Annotated in this window: 15 protein-coding genes and 1 tRNA gene; 11 read left to right on the top strand and 5 right to left on the bottom strand. The window is 64.4% G+C overall.

The genetic code is table 11. The features are described 5' to 3' along the window. Positions 1-44 precede the first annotated feature (44 nt). Positions 45-965, bottom strand: coding sequence for a LysR family transcriptional regulator (locus PQR32_RS31190; RefSeq protein WP_408236222.1), 921 nt, complete (start codon positions 963-965; stop codon positions 45-47). 169 nt (positions 966-1,134) lie between these two features. On the opposite strand from PQR32_RS31190, the gene speB reads away from it, so the two are divergent. Continuing rightward, entirely contained in the window at positions 1,135-2,124 is a 990-nt protein-coding gene (gene speB, locus PQR32_RS31195; protein ID WP_012432090.1) for an agmatinase, read from the top strand. Between the two features lie 81 nt (positions 2,125-2,205). Here speB and cytX read toward each other — a convergent pair whose 3' ends face one another. After that, complete coding sequence (cytX, locus tag PQR32_RS31200) at positions 2,206-3,522, bottom strand: putative hydroxymethylpyrimidine transporter CytX (protein WP_408236225.1); 1,317 nt, start codon at positions 3,520-3,522, stop codon at positions 2,206-2,208. Positions 3,523-3,827: 305 nt separating this feature from the next. On the opposite strand from cytX, the gene PQR32_RS31205 reads away from it, so the two are divergent. From PQR32_RS31205 to PQR32_RS31235, 7 genes are all read left to right on the top strand, one after another. Next, a complete protein-coding gene (locus PQR32_RS31205) occupies positions 3,828-5,141 on the top strand; it encodes a replication-associated recombination protein A (protein ID WP_408236228.1) in 1,314 nt (437 codons plus the stop codon). Positions 5,142-5,322: 181 nt separating this feature from the next. Then, the gene (serS, locus tag PQR32_RS31210; protein WP_408236231.1) at positions 5,323-6,618 is read left to right on the top strand and encodes a serine--tRNA ligase; all 1,296 of its coding nucleotides are present in this window, start codon (positions 5,323-5,325) and stop codon (positions 6,616-6,618) included. 161 nt (positions 6,619-6,779) lie between these two features. Next, positions 6,780-6,869, top strand: a tRNA-Ser gene (locus PQR32_RS31215). Positions 6,870-7,726: 857 nt separating this feature from the next. Continuing rightward, the gene (locus PQR32_RS31220) at positions 7,727-9,028 is read left to right on the top strand and encodes an NAD(P)/FAD-dependent oxidoreductase (protein ID WP_408236233.1); all 1,302 of its coding nucleotides are present in this window, start codon (positions 7,727-7,729) and stop codon (positions 9,026-9,028) included. Then, a complete protein-coding gene (locus PQR32_RS31225) occupies positions 9,025-9,888 on the top strand; it encodes a DUF1365 domain-containing protein (protein ID WP_408236236.1) in 864 nt (287 codons plus the stop codon). The genes PQR32_RS31220 and PQR32_RS31225 overlap by 4 nt, the downstream gene beginning before the upstream one ends. 12 nt (positions 9,889-9,900) lie before the next feature. Then, entirely contained in the window at positions 9,901-11,112 is a 1,212-nt protein-coding gene (locus PQR32_RS31230) for a class I SAM-dependent methyltransferase (protein WP_408236238.1), read from the top strand. Between the two features lies 1 nt (position 11,113). After that, positions 11,114-11,629, top strand: coding sequence for a chalcone isomerase family protein (locus PQR32_RS31235; protein ID WP_408236241.1), 516 nt, complete (start codon positions 11,114-11,116; stop codon positions 11,627-11,629). A 130-nt stretch (positions 11,630-11,759) separates the two neighbouring features. Here PQR32_RS31235 and PQR32_RS31240 read toward each other — a convergent pair whose 3' ends face one another. The 3 genes from PQR32_RS31240 to PQR32_RS31250 form a co-directional block, all read right to left on the bottom strand. After that, a complete protein-coding gene (locus PQR32_RS31240; RefSeq protein WP_408236244.1) occupies positions 11,760-12,845 on the bottom strand; it encodes an alpha/beta hydrolase in 1,086 nt (361 codons plus the stop codon). Positions 12,846-12,934: 89 nt separating this feature from the next. Next, positions 12,935-14,260 (bottom strand): Nramp family divalent metal transporter, encoded by a 1,326-nt coding sequence (locus PQR32_RS31245; RefSeq protein ID WP_408236247.1) that lies wholly within the window; start codon positions 14,258-14,260, stop codon positions 12,935-12,937. 121 nt (positions 14,261-14,381) lie between these two features. After that, entirely contained in the window at positions 14,382-15,359 is a 978-nt protein-coding gene (locus tag PQR32_RS31250) for a ferritin-like domain-containing protein (protein WP_408236250.1), read from the bottom strand. Positions 15,360-15,769: 410 nt separating this feature from the next. Here PQR32_RS31250 and map point away from each other — a divergent pair, with 410 nt between their 5' ends. The 3 genes from map (at position 15,770) to minC (ending at position 18,352) form a co-directional block, all read left to right on the top strand. Beyond that, on the top strand, positions 15,770-16,555 hold the full coding sequence (map, locus tag PQR32_RS31255; protein ID WP_408236253.1) for a type I methionyl aminopeptidase: 786 nt from the start codon (positions 15,770-15,772) through the stop codon (positions 16,553-16,555). 198 nt (positions 16,556-16,753) lie between these two features. Next, entirely contained in the window at positions 16,754-17,287 is a 534-nt protein-coding gene (locus PQR32_RS31260; protein WP_408236256.1) for a GNAT family N-acetyltransferase, read from the top strand. Between the two features lie 222 nt (positions 17,288-17,509). After that, positions 17,510-18,352 (top strand): septum site-determining protein MinC, encoded by an 843-nt coding sequence (gene minC, locus PQR32_RS31265; RefSeq protein ID WP_408236259.1) that lies wholly within the window; start codon positions 17,510-17,512, stop codon positions 18,350-18,352. Positions 18,353-18,389: the final 37 nt, after the last annotated feature.

Below are 18,389 nucleotides of genomic sequence, written 5' to 3' on the forward strand. Positions count from 1 at the left end.
GCCACGGCATGCCGTGGCTTTTCATCGCGCGCGTTATTTGTCCACTACTCGTCCACTTCCAGAACCTGCACCGGATGCGCGGCCTTCATGTCGTCGATAAACGCTTCGACGATATCCGTTCGATGCTGCCGTGCCCGCGTGACCATGTGAAACGCGACGCGGTAACGCATCTGCGCCGGATTCAGCGCGGCCAGCAGCCCTTGCTTGACGAACGGCGCCGCGAAATGCCCCGGCAGATAGCCGAGGTGATGCCCGGAGAGCACCAGCATCGCGACCGCTTCCATGTTGTCGGCGAGGGCGGTGACGTTCTGCGGTGTGGTCGAACTCTCGGCTTCGGGCAGCGGATAACTGCGCCACGCCCATTCGTGCTGCGCGGCCTCGGCAGGCGGCACCTCGCCGGCCTGAGCGAACAGCGGATGCCCTTTCGCGCAATAGGCGAACTGATCTTCCGCGAACACCTCGGTGTATTCGAGCGACGGCACGCGATGCCAGAAATAGCCGATGCCGATCTGAATGCGCCCATTCAGCAGCAGTTCTTCGAGTTCGCCCGGCGAGCGCACCAGAATCGAAAACCGCACCGACTGATCGCGCGCCCGGAACCGGCCGATCGCGTCGCTGATGCGCGCGCTCGCCGACACCGGCGTGTGGCCTATCATGCCTATATCGAGCGTGCCGACCAGCTTGCGGCCCACGTTGCGCGCCTGCATGCCGAAGGTATCGACGGCTGAGAGCAGGGCACGCGCGGCGTCGATGAACTGCTCGCCGCGCGCGGTCAGGCTGAAGCCGCCGCGGCCGCGCTCGCACAGCCGGTAGCCGAGGCGCGTTTCCAGCGTGGCAAGCTGCGTGCTGATAGTCGACTGGCCGACGTTGAGGGTCGCTTGGGCCGGCGACACGCCGCCCGCGTCGACAATGGCGAGAAATACGCGGATCAGCCGCAGGTCGAGGTCGGTGAGTTGGGAGAACATGCGTCAGGATACATCGCTGAGAATCAATGTGAAGTTTATTCCGTCGGTATTTTAACTTCTCGAAAACTGCTCAAGAATCGAGATTCGCCCGGCAAGGTGCGGCTTTGATGCTTCTCCCGGCCGGTCTGCACGATTTTGCTTGCTGCCCCCTTTTCATTGCCGAGACACGATGAATACCTCTTCCTTCATTTCCCCAGAAGCCGGCGAACGGCCGCAACCGCTGTCCGGCAACGCCATGCCCCGCTGCGGCGGCATCGCGACGATGATGCGGCTGCCGAACGTCGGCTCGGCCGAAGGGTTCGACGCCTGCTTCGTCGGTGTGCCGTTCGATCTCGGCACCTCGAACCGTACCGGCGCGCGCTTCGGGCCACGCCAGATCCGCAGCGAATCCGTGCTGCTGCGCCCGTACAACATGGCGACGCGCGCCGCGCCGTTCGATTCGCTGCGCGTGGCCGATCTCGGCGACGTCGCCATCAATCCGTACAACCTGCACGATTCGATCAAGCGCATCGAAACCGCGTACGACGAAATTCTCCAGCACGATTGCAAGCCGATCACGCTGGGCGGCGACCACACCATTGCGCTGCCGATCCTGCGCGCGATTCATCGCAAACACGGCAAGGTCGGCCTGATTCACGTCGACGCGCACGCCGACGTCAACGACACCATGATGGGCGAGAAGATCGCGCACGGCACGCCGTTCCGCCGCGCGGTGGAAGAGGGCTTGCTCGACTGCGATCGTGTCGTGCAGATCGGTTTGCGCGGCACGGGCTACGCAGCGGAAGACTTCGACTGGTGCCGCGATCAGGGCTTCGAAGTGGTTCAGGCCGAAGCATGCTGGAACCAGTCGCTCGTGCCGCTGATGGCGCGCATCCGCGAGCGCATGGGCGACGGCCCGGTGTACATCACGTTCGACATCGACGGGATCGATCCGGCCTTTGCGCCGGGTACGGGCACGCCGGAAATCGCTGGTTTGACGGTGCCGCAGGCGTTGGAAATCATTCGCGGCTCGCGTGGGCTGAATATCGTCGGCTGTGATCTGGTCGAGGTCGCGCCGCCGTATGATCCGTTCGGTACGACCGCGCTGCTCGGCGCGAATCTCGCGTTCGAATTACTGTGCGTGCTGCCGGGCGTCGAGTATCGGGCGTCCACGCGCTAAAACGATTTGAGCGATAAGAAAAGGCCTGCATTTGCAGGCCTTTTTGCGTTTATGTGACGCTGACGCCAGCTCAGTCAAGCCTCAGGCATACGCCGTCTTGCGCGCCGACACGAACACCAGATAGCACACCGCGCCGATCACCAGCGCGGGCAAGGTCGCGCCGAGATTCGGCAGCCATTGATTGATCGCCTGATACGCGATGATGCCGATGGCCCACGCGAGGAACGCGCTCAGATGCCAGCCGCCCGAGAAGCCGTAACGGCCGCGCACGTCGGCGAGCGCGGCGGCTTCGATACGGCGCTTGCGCACGATGAAGTGGTCCACCAGCACTACACCGAACAGCGGTGCGAACACCGAGCCGATCAGCAGCAGGAAGTTCTGATACTTCGCCATCGGCACGGCCACGGCGATCAGCGTGCACAACGCGCCGAACGCCGCCGACAACAGAGGTACGCTGCCGCGCGCCCAGACCGTGCCGGTCGACACCGCGGCGGAATGGATATCGGCGAAGGCGTTGTCGACTTCGTCGATCAGGATCAGCAGCAGCGCGAGGCCGCCGCCGGCTTGCGCCAGCGCGCCCGTGAGCAGCGCGTCGCCGCCGCCCGCCGCGAGGCCGTAGATCGCCCCGAGCGCGTAAAACCAGATGTTGGCGATGCCGTAACCGAGCAGCGTGCCGCGGAACGTTTCGCCGGGGCGCCGGCCGAAACGCGTGTAGTCGGCGATCAGTGGCAGCCACGACAGCGGCATGGCCACCACCAGATCAATGGCGCCGCCGAACGACATCTCACCCGTGCCGGGGCGGCGCATCAGCGCGGCCAGATCGTGCTTGGCGAGCAGATTCCACGTGAGCCACGCCGCGCCGGCCAGCAGCAGCCAGATACCCCACGTGCGCAGAAAGCGCCGCACGAACGACAGCGGGCCGCTGATCGCCAGCAGCGTCGCGAGCAAGCCGAAGATCACCGTCCAGATGAGCGGCATGGAGAGGCCGAAGGCCTGTTTGGCGAGGGCGTCGGCGGAATCGCGCATCACGATCACTTCGAACGAGCCCCAGCCGACCAGTTGCACCGCGTTCAGCACGGCGGGCACAGACGCGCCGCGCACGCCGAGCGTCGGCCGCAGGGACGACATCGCCGCGAGCCCCGTATCCGTACCGATGACGCCGGCCAGCGCCAGCAGCACCACGCCGATCACGCTGCCGATCACGATGGCCAGCAACGCATGCGGCAGCGACAGTCCCGGCACGAGCAACGCGCCCGCTTGCGCGACCAAGAGGCCGATGCCGAGCGAGAACCAGAGCGCGAACGCGTCGCCGGTGCGGAACGCGCGGCGCGCGTCGGGCACCGGCGTGAGCGGTGCGTAGGTGGAACCGGCGTCGCCGGCGAGTGGATCTTGTGCCATCTGGTCTTGTCCCTGTTTGGTGTCGCTTGCCAACTCGTTTGGCAATTTACCTGCGAAGTTGCGTCGGCGGTTGCGTTTGCTGCTATGTCGTGGCTTGCGTACTCAGTCGCGTCTTCATTGCCGGATTTTCGCCCAGGCTAAGCCGCCCGCGTCGTCCCCACGCGCCGCGCCGCCTTCGTCCGGGCGCCGTCACTGTCATAATGCAGGACGTTGCCCGCACGTTCGCGTGCTGGCGTGGCTCACCGGCAGTACGCCGCCTTCACACGGACCGCGTCCGGAAAAGCCGAGATTATCCCCAAAACGTCATGTTTGAAGAAACCCGTGCCAATGTTCCGCTCGCCGAACGCCTGCGGCCCCGCAATATCGACGAAGTGATCGGCCAGAAGCACCTGCTCGGCCCGAACAAGCCGCTGCGGGTCGCGTTCGAATCCGGCGAAGCCCATTCGATGATCCTCTGGGGCCCGCCCGGCGTCGGTAAAACCACGCTCGCCCGCCTCATGGCCGATGCGTTTCATGCCGAATTCATCGCGCTGTCCGCGGTGCTCTCGGGCGTGAAGGATATCCGCGAGGCGGTCGAGACCGCGCAGATTCATCGCGCGAACGGGCATCAGACGCTCGTGTTCGTCGACGAAGTGCATCGCTTCAACAAGAGCCAGCAAGACGCATTCTTGCCGCACGTCGAGTCGGGGCTGTTCGTGTTCGTCGGCGCGACGACCGAGAATCCGTCGTTCGAGGTGAATAGCGCCTTGCTCTCGCGTGCCGCGGTCTACGTGCTGAAAAGCCTGACCGACGAAGAGCAGCGCGAGTTGCTCGAGCGCGCACAGCAGGAACTCGGCGGCCTCACGTTCACGGACGAAGCCCGCGACGCGCTGATCGGTTCCGCCGACGGCGACGGCCGCAAGCTGCTGAACAACCTCGAAATCGTCGCCCGGGCGGCCTCGCAGCAAAAGACCACCGAGATCGACGGCACCTTGCTCGGCAGCGCTTTGGCAGAAAATCTGCGCCGCTTCGACAAAGGCGGCGACGCATTCTACGACCAGATCAGCGCGCTGCATAAATCGGTGCGCGGCAGCAGCCCGGACGGCGCGCTTTACTGGTTCTGCCGCATGCTCGACGGCGGCGCGGACCCGCGTTATCTGGCGCGCCGCATCGTGCGTATGGCGTGGGAAGACATCGGCCTCGCCGATCCGCGCGCCGCGCGCATCGCGCTGGACGCCGCCGAAACCTACGAGCGACTCGGCACGCCGGAAGGCGAGCTGGCGTTGGCGCAGGCGATCATCTATCTGGCGGTCGCGCCGAAGTCGAACGCCGGGTACAACGCGTATAACGAGGCCCGCCGCTTCGTGAGCAAGGACCAGTCGCGCGGCGTGCCGGTGCATTTGCGCAACGCGCCGACCAAGCTGATGAAGGAACTCGGCTACGGTCACGAGTACCGCTACGCGCACGATGAACCCGATGCCTACGCGGCCGGCGAGACGTATCTGCCGGAGAACATGCGCGATCCGCGTTGGTACGAGCCGACGCCGCGCGGTCTCGAAGGCAAGATCGGCGACAAGATGGCGCGGCTGGCGGAGCTCGACGCGCAATGGCGCAGTGAGAATAAGTCGAAGAAGGGTTGAGGTTTTGCGGTGCCGCGCTTTGCGGCTCGCCGCGCACCGTGCCTTATCCTGCGCCTCGCCGCATATCGTCGCGTTTCTCGCCTTGCCGCCCATTCCGCACGCCTTCACCATCTAACGCACCGGCCGCTCGCGCCGGTGCGCTAAAATCCCATCTTCATACAACGAACACCCGCCCCATCCCATGCTCGACATTCAGCTGCTGCGCAAAGACCTCGACGGCGTCGCCAAACGTCTCGCCGACCGCGGCTATACCCTCGACGTGGCGGCCTTCGCCGCGCTCGAAGCGGAACGCCGCGATACCCAGACCCGTACCGAAGAGATGCAGGCGCGCCGCAACAGCCTGTCCAAGCAGATCGGCGCGATGAAAGGCAAGGGCGAGGACACCTCGGTGGTGATGGCCGAAGTGGGCGGCATCGGCGACGAGATGAAGGCGTCGGCGGCGAGGCTGGACGAGATCCAGAAGCGTCTGTCGGACCTGATGCTCGGTGTGCCGAACCTGCCGCACGAAAGCGTGCCGATGGGCGAGGACGAAACCGGCAACGTCGAAGTGCGCCGCTGGGGCACGCCGCGTCAGTTCGACTTCGAGGTGAAGGATCACGTCGATGTCGGCACGCCGCTCGGGCTCGACTTCGAGACCGGCGCGAAGCTCTCGGGCGCGCGTTTCACCATGCTGCGCGGCCAGATTGCGCGGCTGCATCGCGCGCTCGCGCAGTTCATGATCGACACGCACACGCAGCAGCACGGCTATACGGAGATCTACACGCCGTACATCGTGAATCCGGAAATTCTGTACGGCACCGGCCAACTGCCGAAATTCGCCGACGATATGTTCCGCGTCGAGAAGGGCGGCGACGAGAACACGGTCACGCAATATCTGATCTCCACGTCGGAGATTTCGCTGACGAACACGGTGCGCGACAGCATCCTCGAAGCAGACGCGCTGCCGGTCAAGCTGACCGCGCATTCGCCGTGCTTCCGCTCGGAAGCGGGCTCGTACGGCCGCGACACGCGCGGTCTGATCCGCCAGCATCAATTCGACAAGGTCGAGATGGTGCAGATCGTCGCGCCCGAAGCATCGTACGACGCGCTGGAGGAGATGGTCGGCCACGCTGAGACGATTCTGCAGAAGCTGGAATTGCCGTACCGCGTGATCACGCTGTGCACGGGCGATATGGGCTTCTCGGCGGCCAAGACGTACGACCTGGAAGTGTGGGTGCCGGCGCAGAATACGTATCGCGAAATTTCGAGCTGCTCGAACACGGAGTCGTTTCAGGCTCGCCGCATGCAGGCGCGTTATCGCAATGCGCAGGGCAAGCCGGAGCTGGTGCACACGCTGAACGGTTCGGGTCTGGCCGTGGGCCGCACGCTGGTGGCAGTGCTGGAGAACTTCCAGAACGCCGATGGTTCGGTCACCGTGCCGGCCGCGTTGCGTCCGTACCTTGGCGGTATTGAGCGGCTGGAATTGCCGGCTGCCTGACCGAAGCGCGGTTGCTCGCCAAGCCTCTTTGAAAAATTTTTGCCGAGGGGCTTGGAAATCGAATTCAGCTGTTTTATAATCTTTTTCTCCCAAGCAACGACCCGCTTGGATCTGACTCAGCAGTGAACTAAGCAACCTCGTTGCTGCGAGTAAGAAGACCCGGAAAGGTGGCAGAGTGGTCGAATGCGCTGGACTCGAAATCCAGTGTACCTTTAGGGGTACCGTGAGTTCGAATCTCACCCTTTCCGCCAATTTAGAAAACAGGCCCTTCGGGGCCTGTTTTCGTTTGGGCTTGCCGACGTACTCGCCGATCTGACCTAAGCATCAAACATGTTTTGCCACTCGGAACCGTGAGGCACGAAGGCCTTGAAGCTGATTAGGTCAGGCAAAACTTACGGGTAGAATTTCCGTCAAACCGTTAGTTACGGTTGCAAGCATCCACGTACGGAGAACCCGTATGACAATCCATAAAGGGAAGACTGGGACAATCCACGGTATCGAAGTAAAAGCCCGAGACCGGAGGCGGGAGTCCACAGTCGCGATTACGACGGCGACCGCTGAGGGCCGCGAGGTAGTGCTGCGTGCCGCGCAAAGCGTGTACGAAAAGCATCATGCCGTGATCCAGGCATTGGCGAATAGATGACCCTGGACCCAGCGTTGGTCGTGCTTATCCACGACTTTATTCTGGACCGCGAGCCCGGCGTCAAGGGCATGAACAAGGGCGCTCTCGAAGGCGCCCTTTGATCGTATTGAGAGCCGAGCAGTCGCGCTACCGGCGCCTTTCCAAGTAGGCGTCTACGACTTCGGCATAGCACCACTTAGCCTCGCGTCCGGGTCACATCCGCTCAGATACAAATCGCGCGTGCCGACGAGCAACTGCTGCGGTTCGATCCACGCTCAGGCGGTGGCGGTGGCTGCGGCCGATCAGGCAGGGGAAAAGATCAAGCCGATTGGTCCTGTCGATTCCCGCCAGCTTCGCTCGCCCGCAAAATCCACCGCCCCTGCATCCATTCCCGGCCTCGCTGCGTAAATCCCCTCAAGGACGCGCAACCCCCGCCACAGCCACACTCCACTAACCAACCGCGCCCCCCTACCAGGAGACGCGCCCATGCCCCACTCCGCACCGACCTCGCCACTACCGCGCGGCTCGCGGGTCGCGGTCATCGGCGCCGGCATCTCGGGTCTGGCCAGCGCCTATCTGCTGGCGCGCAACCACCGGGTCACGCTGTTCGAATCGGCCGGCTACCTGGGCGGCCATACCAACACAGTGGACGTCACGCTCGACGGCCACACGCATCCCATCGACACCGGCTTCCTGGTGTTCAATGACCGCACCTATCCGAACCTGATCGCGCTGTTCGCCGAACTGGGCGTGCGGTCGCATCCGAGCGACATGACCTTCTCGGTCTCGCTCGACGAAGGCCGCCTCGAATGGGCCGGCACCAGTCTGAACACCGTGTTCGCGCAGCGCCGCAACCTGTTTTCGCCGACCTTCATCGGCATGCTGCGCGACATCGTGCGCTTTAACGGCAGCGCGCAACGCAACCTCGAACTGGCGACGCAAACGCGCGCGTCGATGGGCGAACTGCTGACCGAAGGCGGCTACGGCGGCGCGTTCCAGCATCAATATCTGCTGCCGATGGCCGCCGCGATCTGGTCGAGCGCCACCGCCGACATCCTCGCGTTCCCGGCCACCACCTTCTTGCGCTTCTGTCTGAATCACGCGCTGCTGCAGGTGAATCGCCGGCCGCAGTGGAAGACCGTGGTCGGCGGCGGCCGGGAGTACGTACAGCGCATTGCGAGCACGCTCGACGACGTCCGCATCGGCACGGCAGTCCGTGGCGTGCGGCGCGACGCCGACGGCGTCGACGTGTTCACCGACAACGGCACCGAGCACTTCGACGCGCTGGTGCTCGCCACTCACGCGCCGACCACGCTGCGCCTGCTGGAAGACGCCGATCACGACGAGCGCGGCGTGCTCACGGCGGTGCGCTATCAACCGAACGTCGCGGTGCTGCATACGGATACAAAGCTGCTGCCGCGTCGCCGGCGCGTGTGGTCGGCGTGGAACTATCTGGGTAGCCGCAGTGTCGACGGCATGCATCCGGTGTGCGTCAGCTATCTGGTCAATCAGTTGCAGCCACTGCCGTTCAGGACGCCGCTCGTCGTCACGCTGAACCCGGTGACCCAGCCGACGCCTGGCACCGAACTGCGCCGCTTCGTCTACGACCATCCTCTATTCGATCTGGCAGCCATCGACGCGCAGCACCGTCTGCCCTTACTGCAGGGCAAGCGCCGCACGTGGTTCGCGGGCGCGTGGACGGGCTACGGTTTTCACGAGGACGGTCTGAAATCGGCGCTGCGGGTTGCGGCCGATTTCGACGCATCGCCGGCATGGGCCAGGCTATGAAACCGCCGAGCGACAGCGATAGCGACACGGCCGCCCCAGTTCCGGCAGCCTGGCTTCTGACCGGCAAGGTGATGCACGAGCGACTGCGGCCGAAGCATCATCGCTTCACGTATCCGTTGTTTTACGTGCGATGCGACCTGGATCGACTGGCTTCGCTCGAGAGCGCCTGGTTTGGCATCGACCGTTGGCGGCCGCTCAGTCTGTATCGACGCGATCACGGTCCGCGTGACGGCAGCGACCTCGCCACATGGATGCGCGAGCAACTATCGGCCGCGGGCATCGAGGAAGCCAACGGCCGCATCTGGCTGCAAGCGTTCCCACGCGTGTTCGGCTACGCGTTCAATCCGATCAGTTTCTGGTACTGCCACGACCGCGACGGCCAGTTGCGCGCACTGCTGGCCGAAGTGCGCAATACATTCGGCGAGCGCCACAGCTATCTGCTAAGCGCAAACGGCAACGCGCCGATCACCACGGACACGCGGCTCATGTGCCGAAAAGTCCTGCACGTGTCGCCGTTTTGCCGTGTGGAAGGCGGCTACACCTTCCGCGTCAGGGAAGCGTGCAACAGCGCGTCGGTCTCGATCGATTATCACGACGCCGACGGTCTGTTGATCCGCACCGTACTCGGCGGCTGCCTGACGCCGCTGACACGCGCGACCGCGCTCGCCGCGCTGCTGCGTCAGCCGCTGCTGACTGTCGGCGTCGTCGCGAGAATTCACTGGCAGGCCTTGCGCCTTGCTCTCAAGAAAGCGCCGTTTCACGGCAAGCATCCCGCGCCGGCCCGCACCGACGACGCGCCCACCAACCACGCCGCAGCCGGCCAACCATCCGCCGCCGCGCGCCCCATGTCGTCCGATTGAGGAGATTCAGTCATGGCGCTTTCAAGAACCCTGAGCGGACACCAGAACGCCCCCGCGTCAGGCCGTCTGTTTCTGTCCTTGCTCGAGCGGATCCAGGTGGGGCATCTGGTACTGATCACGCCGGACGGCCAGCAGCGCGTGTTCGGCGATCCGCACGCGGCGCCCGGGGCGCGGCTGGAGTTGCGTGACTGGCGCGCGTGCGGCGCGATTCTGCGCAAAGGCGATATCGGTTTCGCGGACGCGTGGCGCTCGTTCTGGGTCGATACGCCCGACCTGGCCGCGCTGCTGCGCGTCGCAATCCGCAATGAGCGTGCGCTGCAACGCACGGTGTACGGCGGCTGGCTCGCGCAACTCTGGTACGGGCTGCGTCATAAACTGAGACCCAACACGCGCGAGGGCAGCCGGCGCAACATTCACGCGCATTACGACATCGGCAACGCGTTTTACGCGCAGTGGCTCGACGCGACCTTCACCTATTCGAGCGCGGTGTTCGACGGCAATGTCCATCAATCACTCGAAGACGCGCAGCGTGCGAAGTATCAACGGATCATCGATACGCTCGGTCTATGCGAGGGCATGCTCATTCTGGAAATCGGCTGCGGGTGGGGCGGTTTTGCGATGCACGCGGCGCGTCTGGGCATCCACGTGCATGGCGTGACGATCTCGCCCGCGCAGCTCGAATTCGCTCAGCAGCGCGTGAACGAAGCAGGCCTGAGCGATCGCGTGCAACTCGAACTGCGCGACTACCGCAGCTTGACCGGTCAGTACGACAGCATCGTATCGATCGAAATGTTCGAGGCCGTCGGCGAAAAATTCTGGCCGACCTACTTCCGCATTCTGCGCGAACGTCTGCGGCCGGGCGCTCGCGCGCTGGTGCAAACCATCACGATCGACGACTCGCACTTTGCCGCGTATCGCGCGACGAGCGACTTCATCCGCGAGTTTATTTTTCCGGGCGGCATGTTGCCGAGTCCGCAGCGTTTCGCGCAAGCCGCGCGGCGCGGCAAGCTCGCGACGCGCACGTCGCTGGCATTCGGCCGCGATTACGCGGAGACGTTGCGCCGTTGGCGCGGCGCGTTCGAAGCGCAACTCGACACGATCCGCCGGCAAGGTTTCGACGAGATTTTCGTGCGCACGTGGCGGCTCTATCTGGCGTATTGCGAAGCCGGCTTCGACGAAGGACGCACGGACGTGATGCAGTTCGTGCTCTCGAAGGCGGACTGACGTGCGCGCGTTCGCCGCTCTCGCGCTGGTGTTGTGGGCAAGCGCCGCGTGCGCCGATTGGCGCGGCGATTTGCAGTCCGCGCAACTCGTCGGCGAAGGCGATTTCAGTGTGCTCGGCTTTCGGCTCTATCGCGCGCAAATGTGGAGCGAACGCATACCGGTCGATTACGACGAACGCTTCGCACTGCATATCGTCTACGCGCGCGGCATCAAACGCGAGCGACTCGTGGATACCGGTATCAGCGAGATCAAGCGCCTGGCGGATGCGCCGATTCCCGTCGACACGCTGGAACGCTGGCGCGCGGACATGAGGCAAGCCTTCGTGGATGTCGGTCCCGGCGATCAGCTAAGCGCGGTGTATCTGCCGGACAAGGGCGTGCGTTTTTATGCCGGCGAGTGCATGACCGGTGAGTTCGACGATCCTGCGTTCGCGCGTGCATTCTTCGGCATCTGGCTCGATCCGTCCACGCGCGCGCCGACTTTGCGCAAGCAATTGCTCGGGACGGCGGTGCGATAGTTCGCGGCGTGTCGCGCCAGCTTGGGGTTGCTCACCGGATCGAGCGCTGGAACCGGGTGCGCGCGTCACGAGCCGGCAGCATCGGCCGTAGGCTCGCCACACGTTGTGTGGCGCATAGCAGCGGGGACGCTTATTCGCTGTGGCCGAGATTGCTTTGCTTCTGGCAATCGGTACTGGCGTCGGATGCCAGACCGTCACACGACGCGGTTGCAGCGTTCGCGCGTTGCCGGCGCATCTGATAAACGTTGCCTTGCACGTCGGAAGAGGCGGGCAACGATTGCGCACTACCGGCACCGGCACCGGCACCGGCACCGGCACCGACACGCGCACGCCGTGCTTCATTGTTCGCCTGCTTGTCGATAAACACGCTGATATCGTCGAGCACCGGCGCAAAGCCGCGCAACGGCCCGGCAAGCGCGCCCACCAGCAGCGCATGCCCGACGCGCGGATAGTGCTTCACTTCGACATCCCTAGCGCCCGATGCACGCAGTTTCGCCGCGAGCCGGTCGGTGTTGCCCGGATCGACGGTCGTATCGCGCTGGCCGGCCGCGAGAAACATCGGCGGCTCGTCGCCAACGACAAAGTTGATCGGCTGACTCGCGGCGCGCAACGCCGGTGGGAAAATTTCCTCGAGCGTCGCGTCGTGCAACGGCAAAAAGTCATACGGACCAGCCAGGCCGATCACGCCGCTGATGTCGCTTTTACTCATCTGCTGTGCGGCGAGATAGCGTCCGTCGGTGGCGAGCAGCATCACGATATGCGCGCCCGCCGAATGTCCCATCAGAAAGATTCGCGACGGGTCGCCGCCAAACTCGGCTGCGTGGTCGCGTGCCCAGCGCACGGCCGTGGCCGCATCGTCGACGAAGCCGGGGAAGGCGCTGTCGGGCCACGTCCGATAGTCTGGCAGCACGGCGACGAAGCCGCGCGAGGCCAACGCGGCGCCGACAAACAGATAGTTGCCGCGCGAGCCGTTCTGCCAACTGCCGCCGTAGAAGAACACCACGACCGGGCGGCCGTGGGAAGAAGCGGCTGGCGGCGCGTCGGTGGCGGGCATGTAGACGTCGAGTTTCTGGCGCGGCGCGTCGCCGTAAGCAAGGCCATTCTCAGCGCAGAAGTTCCTGTTCGATACGGCGGCGTTGAGCGCGCTGGCGGCGCTGCAGCCGCCGAGAGCGGCGAGCGCCAGCGCGGCGGTCAAGGTAAGCAGGCGTCGAGGCATGAGAGTCGGGCCAGTCCGAAGAGATACGTTCGAACAATGTACGCGCCAACTCCCCGAGCGGATGCAGGGCGCGCTATGACCTGCCTGGTTCACGCGCCATGAAACGGCGGCCACGGCGAAATTCCTGCCACTTGCAACAACAGAATGACATTGAGCGCCAGCACGATGATCGTGCCGAAGATCGCCGCCATGGTCGTCGCACGACGATTCCGGTAGCGTCCCATCAGATCGCCGCGCGAGGTGAACCACACGAGCGCGATCATCGGCACGGGCAGCGCGATGCTGAGCACCACTTGACTCAGTACTAGCGCGCGAGTTGCATCGACGCCGCAAGCCACTACCACGAAGGCCGGCACCGTCGTAATCAGACGCCGCGCCCACACAGGAATATGAATGCCGATGAAGCCCTGCATGATCATTTGCCCGGCCATCGTGCCGACCACCGAACTCGACACGCCGGACGCGATCAGCGCGGCCAGAAAGAGCCCCGCCGCGGCGCTGCCGAGGAGCGGCGTGAGCGTGCGCCACGCGGTCTCGATGCTGGCGATTTCCGAGTGCCCGGCATGAAACGCGCTCGACGCCATGATCACCATCGCCATGTTGATGAGCCCGGCCACGCCGAGCGCGACCACCACCTCGATATTGGAGAATCGCAAGAGTTTGGCACGCTCGCCGTCGTTGCGCGGCTTCACGCGATTCTGCGTGAGCCCCGAATGCAGGAACAGCACATGCGGCATGACGGTGGCGCCGATGATGCCGACGGATATCGTCAGCGCAGTGCTATCGGGCATGCGCGGCGTGAACGTGTGCGCCACCACGGAAGGCCAATGCACGGGCGCGATCAGCAACTCGGCGAGATACGACAGTCCGATCACGCCGATCAGCGCCGCGATCGCCAGTTCGAGCGGCCGGAAGCCGCGCTTGTCGAATTGCAGCAAGCCGTACGTGACGGCCGCGGTGATCAGCATGCTCGGCATCATGGGAAGATGCGTGAGCAACGACACGCCGATCGCGCCGCCGACGAATTCGGCCAGATCGGTCGCCATGGCCGCGATTTCGCTGATGCCCCACATCGCGAACACATAGCGGCGGGGGAGTGCGGCGCGGCATAACTCGGCAAGATTGCGCCCGGTCACGAGACCGAGCTTGGCCGACAGCGACTGGAACAGCATCGCGACGACGTTCGCCACGGCGACCACCCACAGCAGCGTATAACCGTAACCCGCGCCCGCCTGAATGTTGGTGGCGAAGTTGCCCGGGTCCATGTACGCGATCGACGCCACCACCGCCGGTCCCACGAACGGCAGCATCGCGCGCACGCCGCGCCGCCTTCCCGCCAGCGTTTCGCGGATGTCGAAACAGGCCTGTTCGGTGAGGGTCTGCGGCACGGCGCCCTGGCTCATCGCTTCGTTCATGACTGCTCCTGTGCGTCGTCCAGCGTTTCAGGCCATGCCCATGCAGGCCGGCCAACGGGTGAGCGCGATCGTCATCGCGGCGACCCGTTGCCGGAGCAACCGGCACGGCAAGTCACGTGTTTCAGGCGCTCATGTTGAGCGAGCCGTTCACACCGTTCGGGAAGAAGCCGCCTTTGGTCGCCGCCGAACTCGTCAGATAGACGATGTTGAGGACGTTGCTGTAGTTGCGGCTGAACGCGAGCCCATTGTTGTCCAGCGGCACGATGTTCGACGTGCCGGCCGTTGCACCGGTGATGCCCTGGTCGTCGTGGCCGTTGTGATCGAGGCTGTTGCGCGCGGTCGAAATCGCGTTGGCTGCGGTGACGAGACTCGTCATGTCGACGCCTTTCGAGTACAACACGGTGCGCACGAGTCCGGCGTGATATGCCTCGGCCGCGAGAATGCCGGCCGCTGCTTCGAGGAAAGTCTTGTTGGTGATGAGCGGCGAGGCGCCCTTATAAGCGGTCACGCCGACGTCCTCGAAGATGTACGCGCCGAGCAGAAAGTTGTTGTCGTTCGCATACGGGTTGAACGGAGTGCCGGCAGGCACAAGACCGGCCGCGCGCGCCGCATTCGAGAACGCGCCGTTCGGATCGGTGCCGCCGATATCGATCGCGGGCATGGCAACCGCGGCCGAACCCAGCGCGCTGCGCAGGAAGGTCACGTGCTCGCGCTCGTCGTTGGCGATCTCGTTGGCGTAGGCCTTCACCACCGGGTCCTGGAAGGGCACTTGCTGCCCCGGAATTACCGCGCCCATCGTGCCGACGCCAGCGGTCATGCTGGCGGCGAGCCCGGCACCTGTCGTCGCGTACGTATAGAACTGCGATTCGAGGTACTCCAGATTCAGCGCGAAGTTCAGGATTTCCGCGTCGGTCGGCGCGCTCTGGGCCGACACGATCGAGCCCGAACCGCCGCCGCACGCGCTGATCAGCGTGCCGCCGACGAGTCCCAGACTCAGCCCGCCGGCGTTGCGAAAGAACTGTCTGCGTTGCAGGCGGCGCTCGGCGCGTCGATCGAATGCATCGATAAGGGATGCTGATTTATTGCTGGACTCCGACATGGCGATGCTCCTCAAATGGTTCGCTGCCGATGCCGCGGACTCGCGGCGCATACGCGCGGACAACCACCGCTCACGCGCTGCAAAGACGCAAAAAACGCGGACGCAAAGAGGCCCCCGCTCTTCTGAGAAGAACTGAATGATGAAGGGAGAAGAAGCGAGTCCTCAACCGTCTCTACGGAGCGAAAACGCTGCCAGATGCAAACCTCACAAAAGATTTTGTGTGCGTTTGCAGCATGAAATGCACTGAGCGTGGCCGGTGACGGGTGGTTGCGGCGCGATGCCCAACGTGCCGACGAAATCTCCCACACCGCAGGTTTCGCGCGGCTCGCGGAGCCTTCGTTGCGATCCTCTGTACAATTGGCCGATCGATTGAACATCGACCTCCCATTCGACCCATATCGACCGAATTCATGGCCATTACCTACAAGACTCCCGACGACATCGCCAAGCTGCGCATTTCCGGCCGCCTCGCGGCCGATGTGCTGGCGATGATCGGCGAGCACGTCAAGGCCGGTGTCTCCACCGACGAGTTGGACGCACTGTGCAACGACTACATTGTCAATACGCAAAAGTCGATTCCGGCAAATGTCGGCTATCTGGGTTTTCCGAAGACGGTCTGCACCTCGGTCAACTCGGTGGTGTGCCACGGCATCCCGAGTCGCGGCGAGATCCTGAAGGACGGCGACATCATCAATATCGACGTCGCGATCATCAAGGACGGCTATTTCGGCGACACGAGCCGCATGTATTGCGTCGGCCAGCCGAGCACCGTGGCGCGCCAGTTGATCGACACGACCTATGAAGCGATGCTCGCCGGCATCCGCGAAGTGAAGCCGGGCGCCACGCTGGGCGACGTGGGCCATGCGATTCAGAAGGTCGCGCAGCGCGACGGCTTCTCGATCGTGCGCGACTATTGCGGGCACGGCATCGGCAAGGTCTACCACGAAGACCCGCAAGTGCTGCACTACGGCCAGCCGGGGCAGGGCGTGCGTCTGAAGCCGGGCATGGTCTTCACGATCGAGCCGATGATCAACGCTGGCCGCGCCGGCACCGCGGTGCAACGCGACGGCTGGACCGTGGTCACCAAGGACCGTTCGTTGTCGGCGCAATGGGAACACATGATCGCCGTGACCGACGACGGCTACGAACTGCTGACACCGTGGCCGGATGGCACCGGTAGCTACGAAGCGCCATGACCATGGGCGGCGCGTACTGCGTCCGGCCTCATGTGCCGGAGGCGGGCGCGCGACATGCTGCTGAGTCTGGATACGCTCCATATGTAGCTTCCTAAGGAGATTCCTGCGGTGCGTGCCACATTCCGGTAAAGAATGATTTGACTCTCGCGCCGGTTCGGTTAAAGCTACGCCTTAGGGTTTCAAGGGGTTTTCGTCTGCATGAGTCCGTCATTGACCGTTCGCCGTATCGCCGCTGATCAGGGCGCCGTTTTCCGCGAACTTCGTACTGCGTCGCTGCGGGAGGCACCGTATGCCTTCGGCGCCACGCTCGAGGACGCGTTGTCGGCCGACGCCGCCAGTTTCGACGCCACCGCCGCGGATCATGCGGTTTCCTTCACCATCACCACCTTCATCCTCTACACCGAGGGCCATCCAGCGGGACTGATCGAAGCGCACTTCGGCGACACCGCGGCGCGCCGCGCATTCGTCTGCGAACTGTGGGTGGCGCCGGCCGTGCGTCATCTGCGGGGTGGCGAACTGCTGGTCGATTCGGCCGCCGCGTGGCTCTCAAATGAAGGCGCCACGGAAATCTACGCGTGGGTCGCCGACGCCAACCGCAATGCCATGCGCTTTTACGAGGCGCTCGGCTTCGGTCCGACCGGCGAGCACCGCCGCGTCATGCGTGCGCCGGATCAGGCCGAAAGCCTGCTGGTGCGCCACGTGCCGACCACGTCCCAGGTGTTTCAGCAGTGATCTCGCGAGCGGCGCAACAGTCTGCCGCTCGATTCCCTTCCGCGTCTCTTCAGCGTCTGTCGCCGGGTCATCGGCGCGACGCGCGGCCTGAATGGCCACTGCGAGGCCGTCGCGTTGCCTGTGCAGGGCCGCGTCGTAATCGCGGCGGCCCACTCTCCCGGCAAAAAAGCTGGCCGCGCGCGTCGACGCCTGTAAAATACGCAAAATTTTTTGCCGAATGCTATGTCGCCCAAGAAATCGCCCTTTTTCGAACTTCGCAGCGGCTCTGTCGACACGCTCCTGTTCGTGGTCAAGACAACCGACCTCGACGCCATGCGTGCCGAACTGACCCGGCGCTTCGAGGCGACCCCCGAATTTTTCGCTAATGACGTCGTCGCGATCGACGTGCGCCGTCTTGCCGAGAACGAACGCGTGCCGCTCGCCGACATCGCGCAACTGCTCGACAGCGTGCGCATGCGCCCGGTCGGCGTGGTCGCCAACGCGCAGCAGGCCTGGGCGGCGGAGTCGCAGTTGCCGTTGCTCGAAGCCCGCGACCGCCGCGGCGCCGCCGCTAAATCCGCTGACGAAGACAGCGCCGCTGCTGCGGCGCCGGCCGTCACCGCTGCGACGGCCACGCCGCCTGCCGATCTGTTCGAAGCAGCCGCAGCCACGCCGGAAAGCGGGACGCCGGCCACGGCCGCCGCGGTCGAGCCGGCTCCCGCCGCAGAGCCGGTGCGTCTCGCCACGTCGTCGCAAACCATGGTGGTCGACAAGCCGCTACGCTCCGGCCAGCGCATTTACGCCAAGGGCGACCTGGTCGTGCTCGGCCTCGTGAGCTACGGCGCGGAAGTGATCGCGGAAGGCAACATCCATATTTACGCGCCGCTGCGCGGCCGGGCATTGGCCGGCGTGCAGGGCAATCACGACGCGCGCATTTTCTGCACGTGTCTCGAGCCGGAACTCATCTCGATCGCAGGCATCTATCGAACGACTGAGAACCCTTTGCCGGCGGATGTCCTCGGCAAGCCGGTGCAGATCTGGCTCGAAGAAGAAAAGTTGATGATCGAACCGCTGCGGCTCACGTAAGCGAGGTGAAGCGCGCTGCCTCGATCGATCTGAGGCG

Source organism: Paraburkholderia dipogonis (genome assembly GCF_046027395.1).
Classification (GTDB): Bacteria; Pseudomonadota; Gammaproteobacteria; order Burkholderiales; family Burkholderiaceae; genus Paraburkholderia; species Paraburkholderia dipogonis_A.

Excerpts from the sequence above, each read along its gene's own strand:
- PQR32_RS31250 (WP_408236250.1), bottom strand. The coding sequence starts at position 15,359 with ATGTCGGAGTCCAGCAATAAATCAGCATCCCTTATCGATGCATTCGAT.
- PQR32_RS31225 (WP_408236236.1), top strand. The coding sequence starts at position 9,025 with ATGAAACCGCCGAGCGACAGCGATAGCGACACGGCCGCCCCAGTTCCG.
- serS (WP_408236231.1), top strand. The coding sequence starts at position 5,323 with ATGCTCGACATTCAGCTGCTGCGCAAAGACCTCGACGGCGTCGCCAAA.
- PQR32_RS31220 (WP_408236233.1), top strand. The coding sequence starts at position 7,727 with ATGCCCCACTCCGCACCGACCTCGCCACTACCGCGCGGCTCGCGGGTC.
- PQR32_RS31230 (WP_408236238.1), top strand. The coding sequence starts at position 9,901 with ATGGCGCTTTCAAGAACCCTGAGCGGACACCAGAACGCCCCCGCGTCA.
- cytX (WP_408236225.1), bottom strand. The coding sequence starts at position 3,522 with ATGGCACAAGATCCACTCGCCGGCGACGCCGGTTCCACCTACGCACCG.
- PQR32_RS31245 (WP_408236247.1), bottom strand. The coding sequence starts at position 14,260 with ATGAACGAAGCGATGAGCCAGGGCGCCGTGCCGCAGACCCTCACCGAA.
- PQR32_RS31260 (WP_408236256.1), top strand. The coding sequence starts at position 16,754 with ATGAGTCCGTCATTGACCGTTCGCCGTATCGCCGCTGATCAGGGCGCC.
- PQR32_RS31190 (WP_408236222.1), bottom strand. The coding sequence starts at position 965 with ATGTTCTCCCAACTCACCGACCTCGACCTGCGGCTGATCCGCGTATTT.
- map (WP_408236253.1), top strand. The coding sequence starts at position 15,770 with ATGGCCATTACCTACAAGACTCCCGACGACATCGCCAAGCTGCGCATT.
- PQR32_RS31205 (WP_408236228.1), top strand. The coding sequence starts at position 3,828 with ATGTTTGAAGAAACCCGTGCCAATGTTCCGCTCGCCGAACGCCTGCGG.
- PQR32_RS31240 (WP_408236244.1), bottom strand. The coding sequence starts at position 12,845 with ATGCCTCGACGCCTGCTTACCTTGACCGCCGCGCTGGCGCTCGCCGCT.
- minC (WP_408236259.1), top strand. The coding sequence starts at position 17,510 with ATGTCGCCCAAGAAATCGCCCTTTTTCGAACTTCGCAGCGGCTCTGTC.
- speB (WP_012432090.1), top strand. The coding sequence starts at position 1,135 with ATGAATACCTCTTCCTTCATTTCCCCAGAAGCCGGCGAACGGCCGCAA.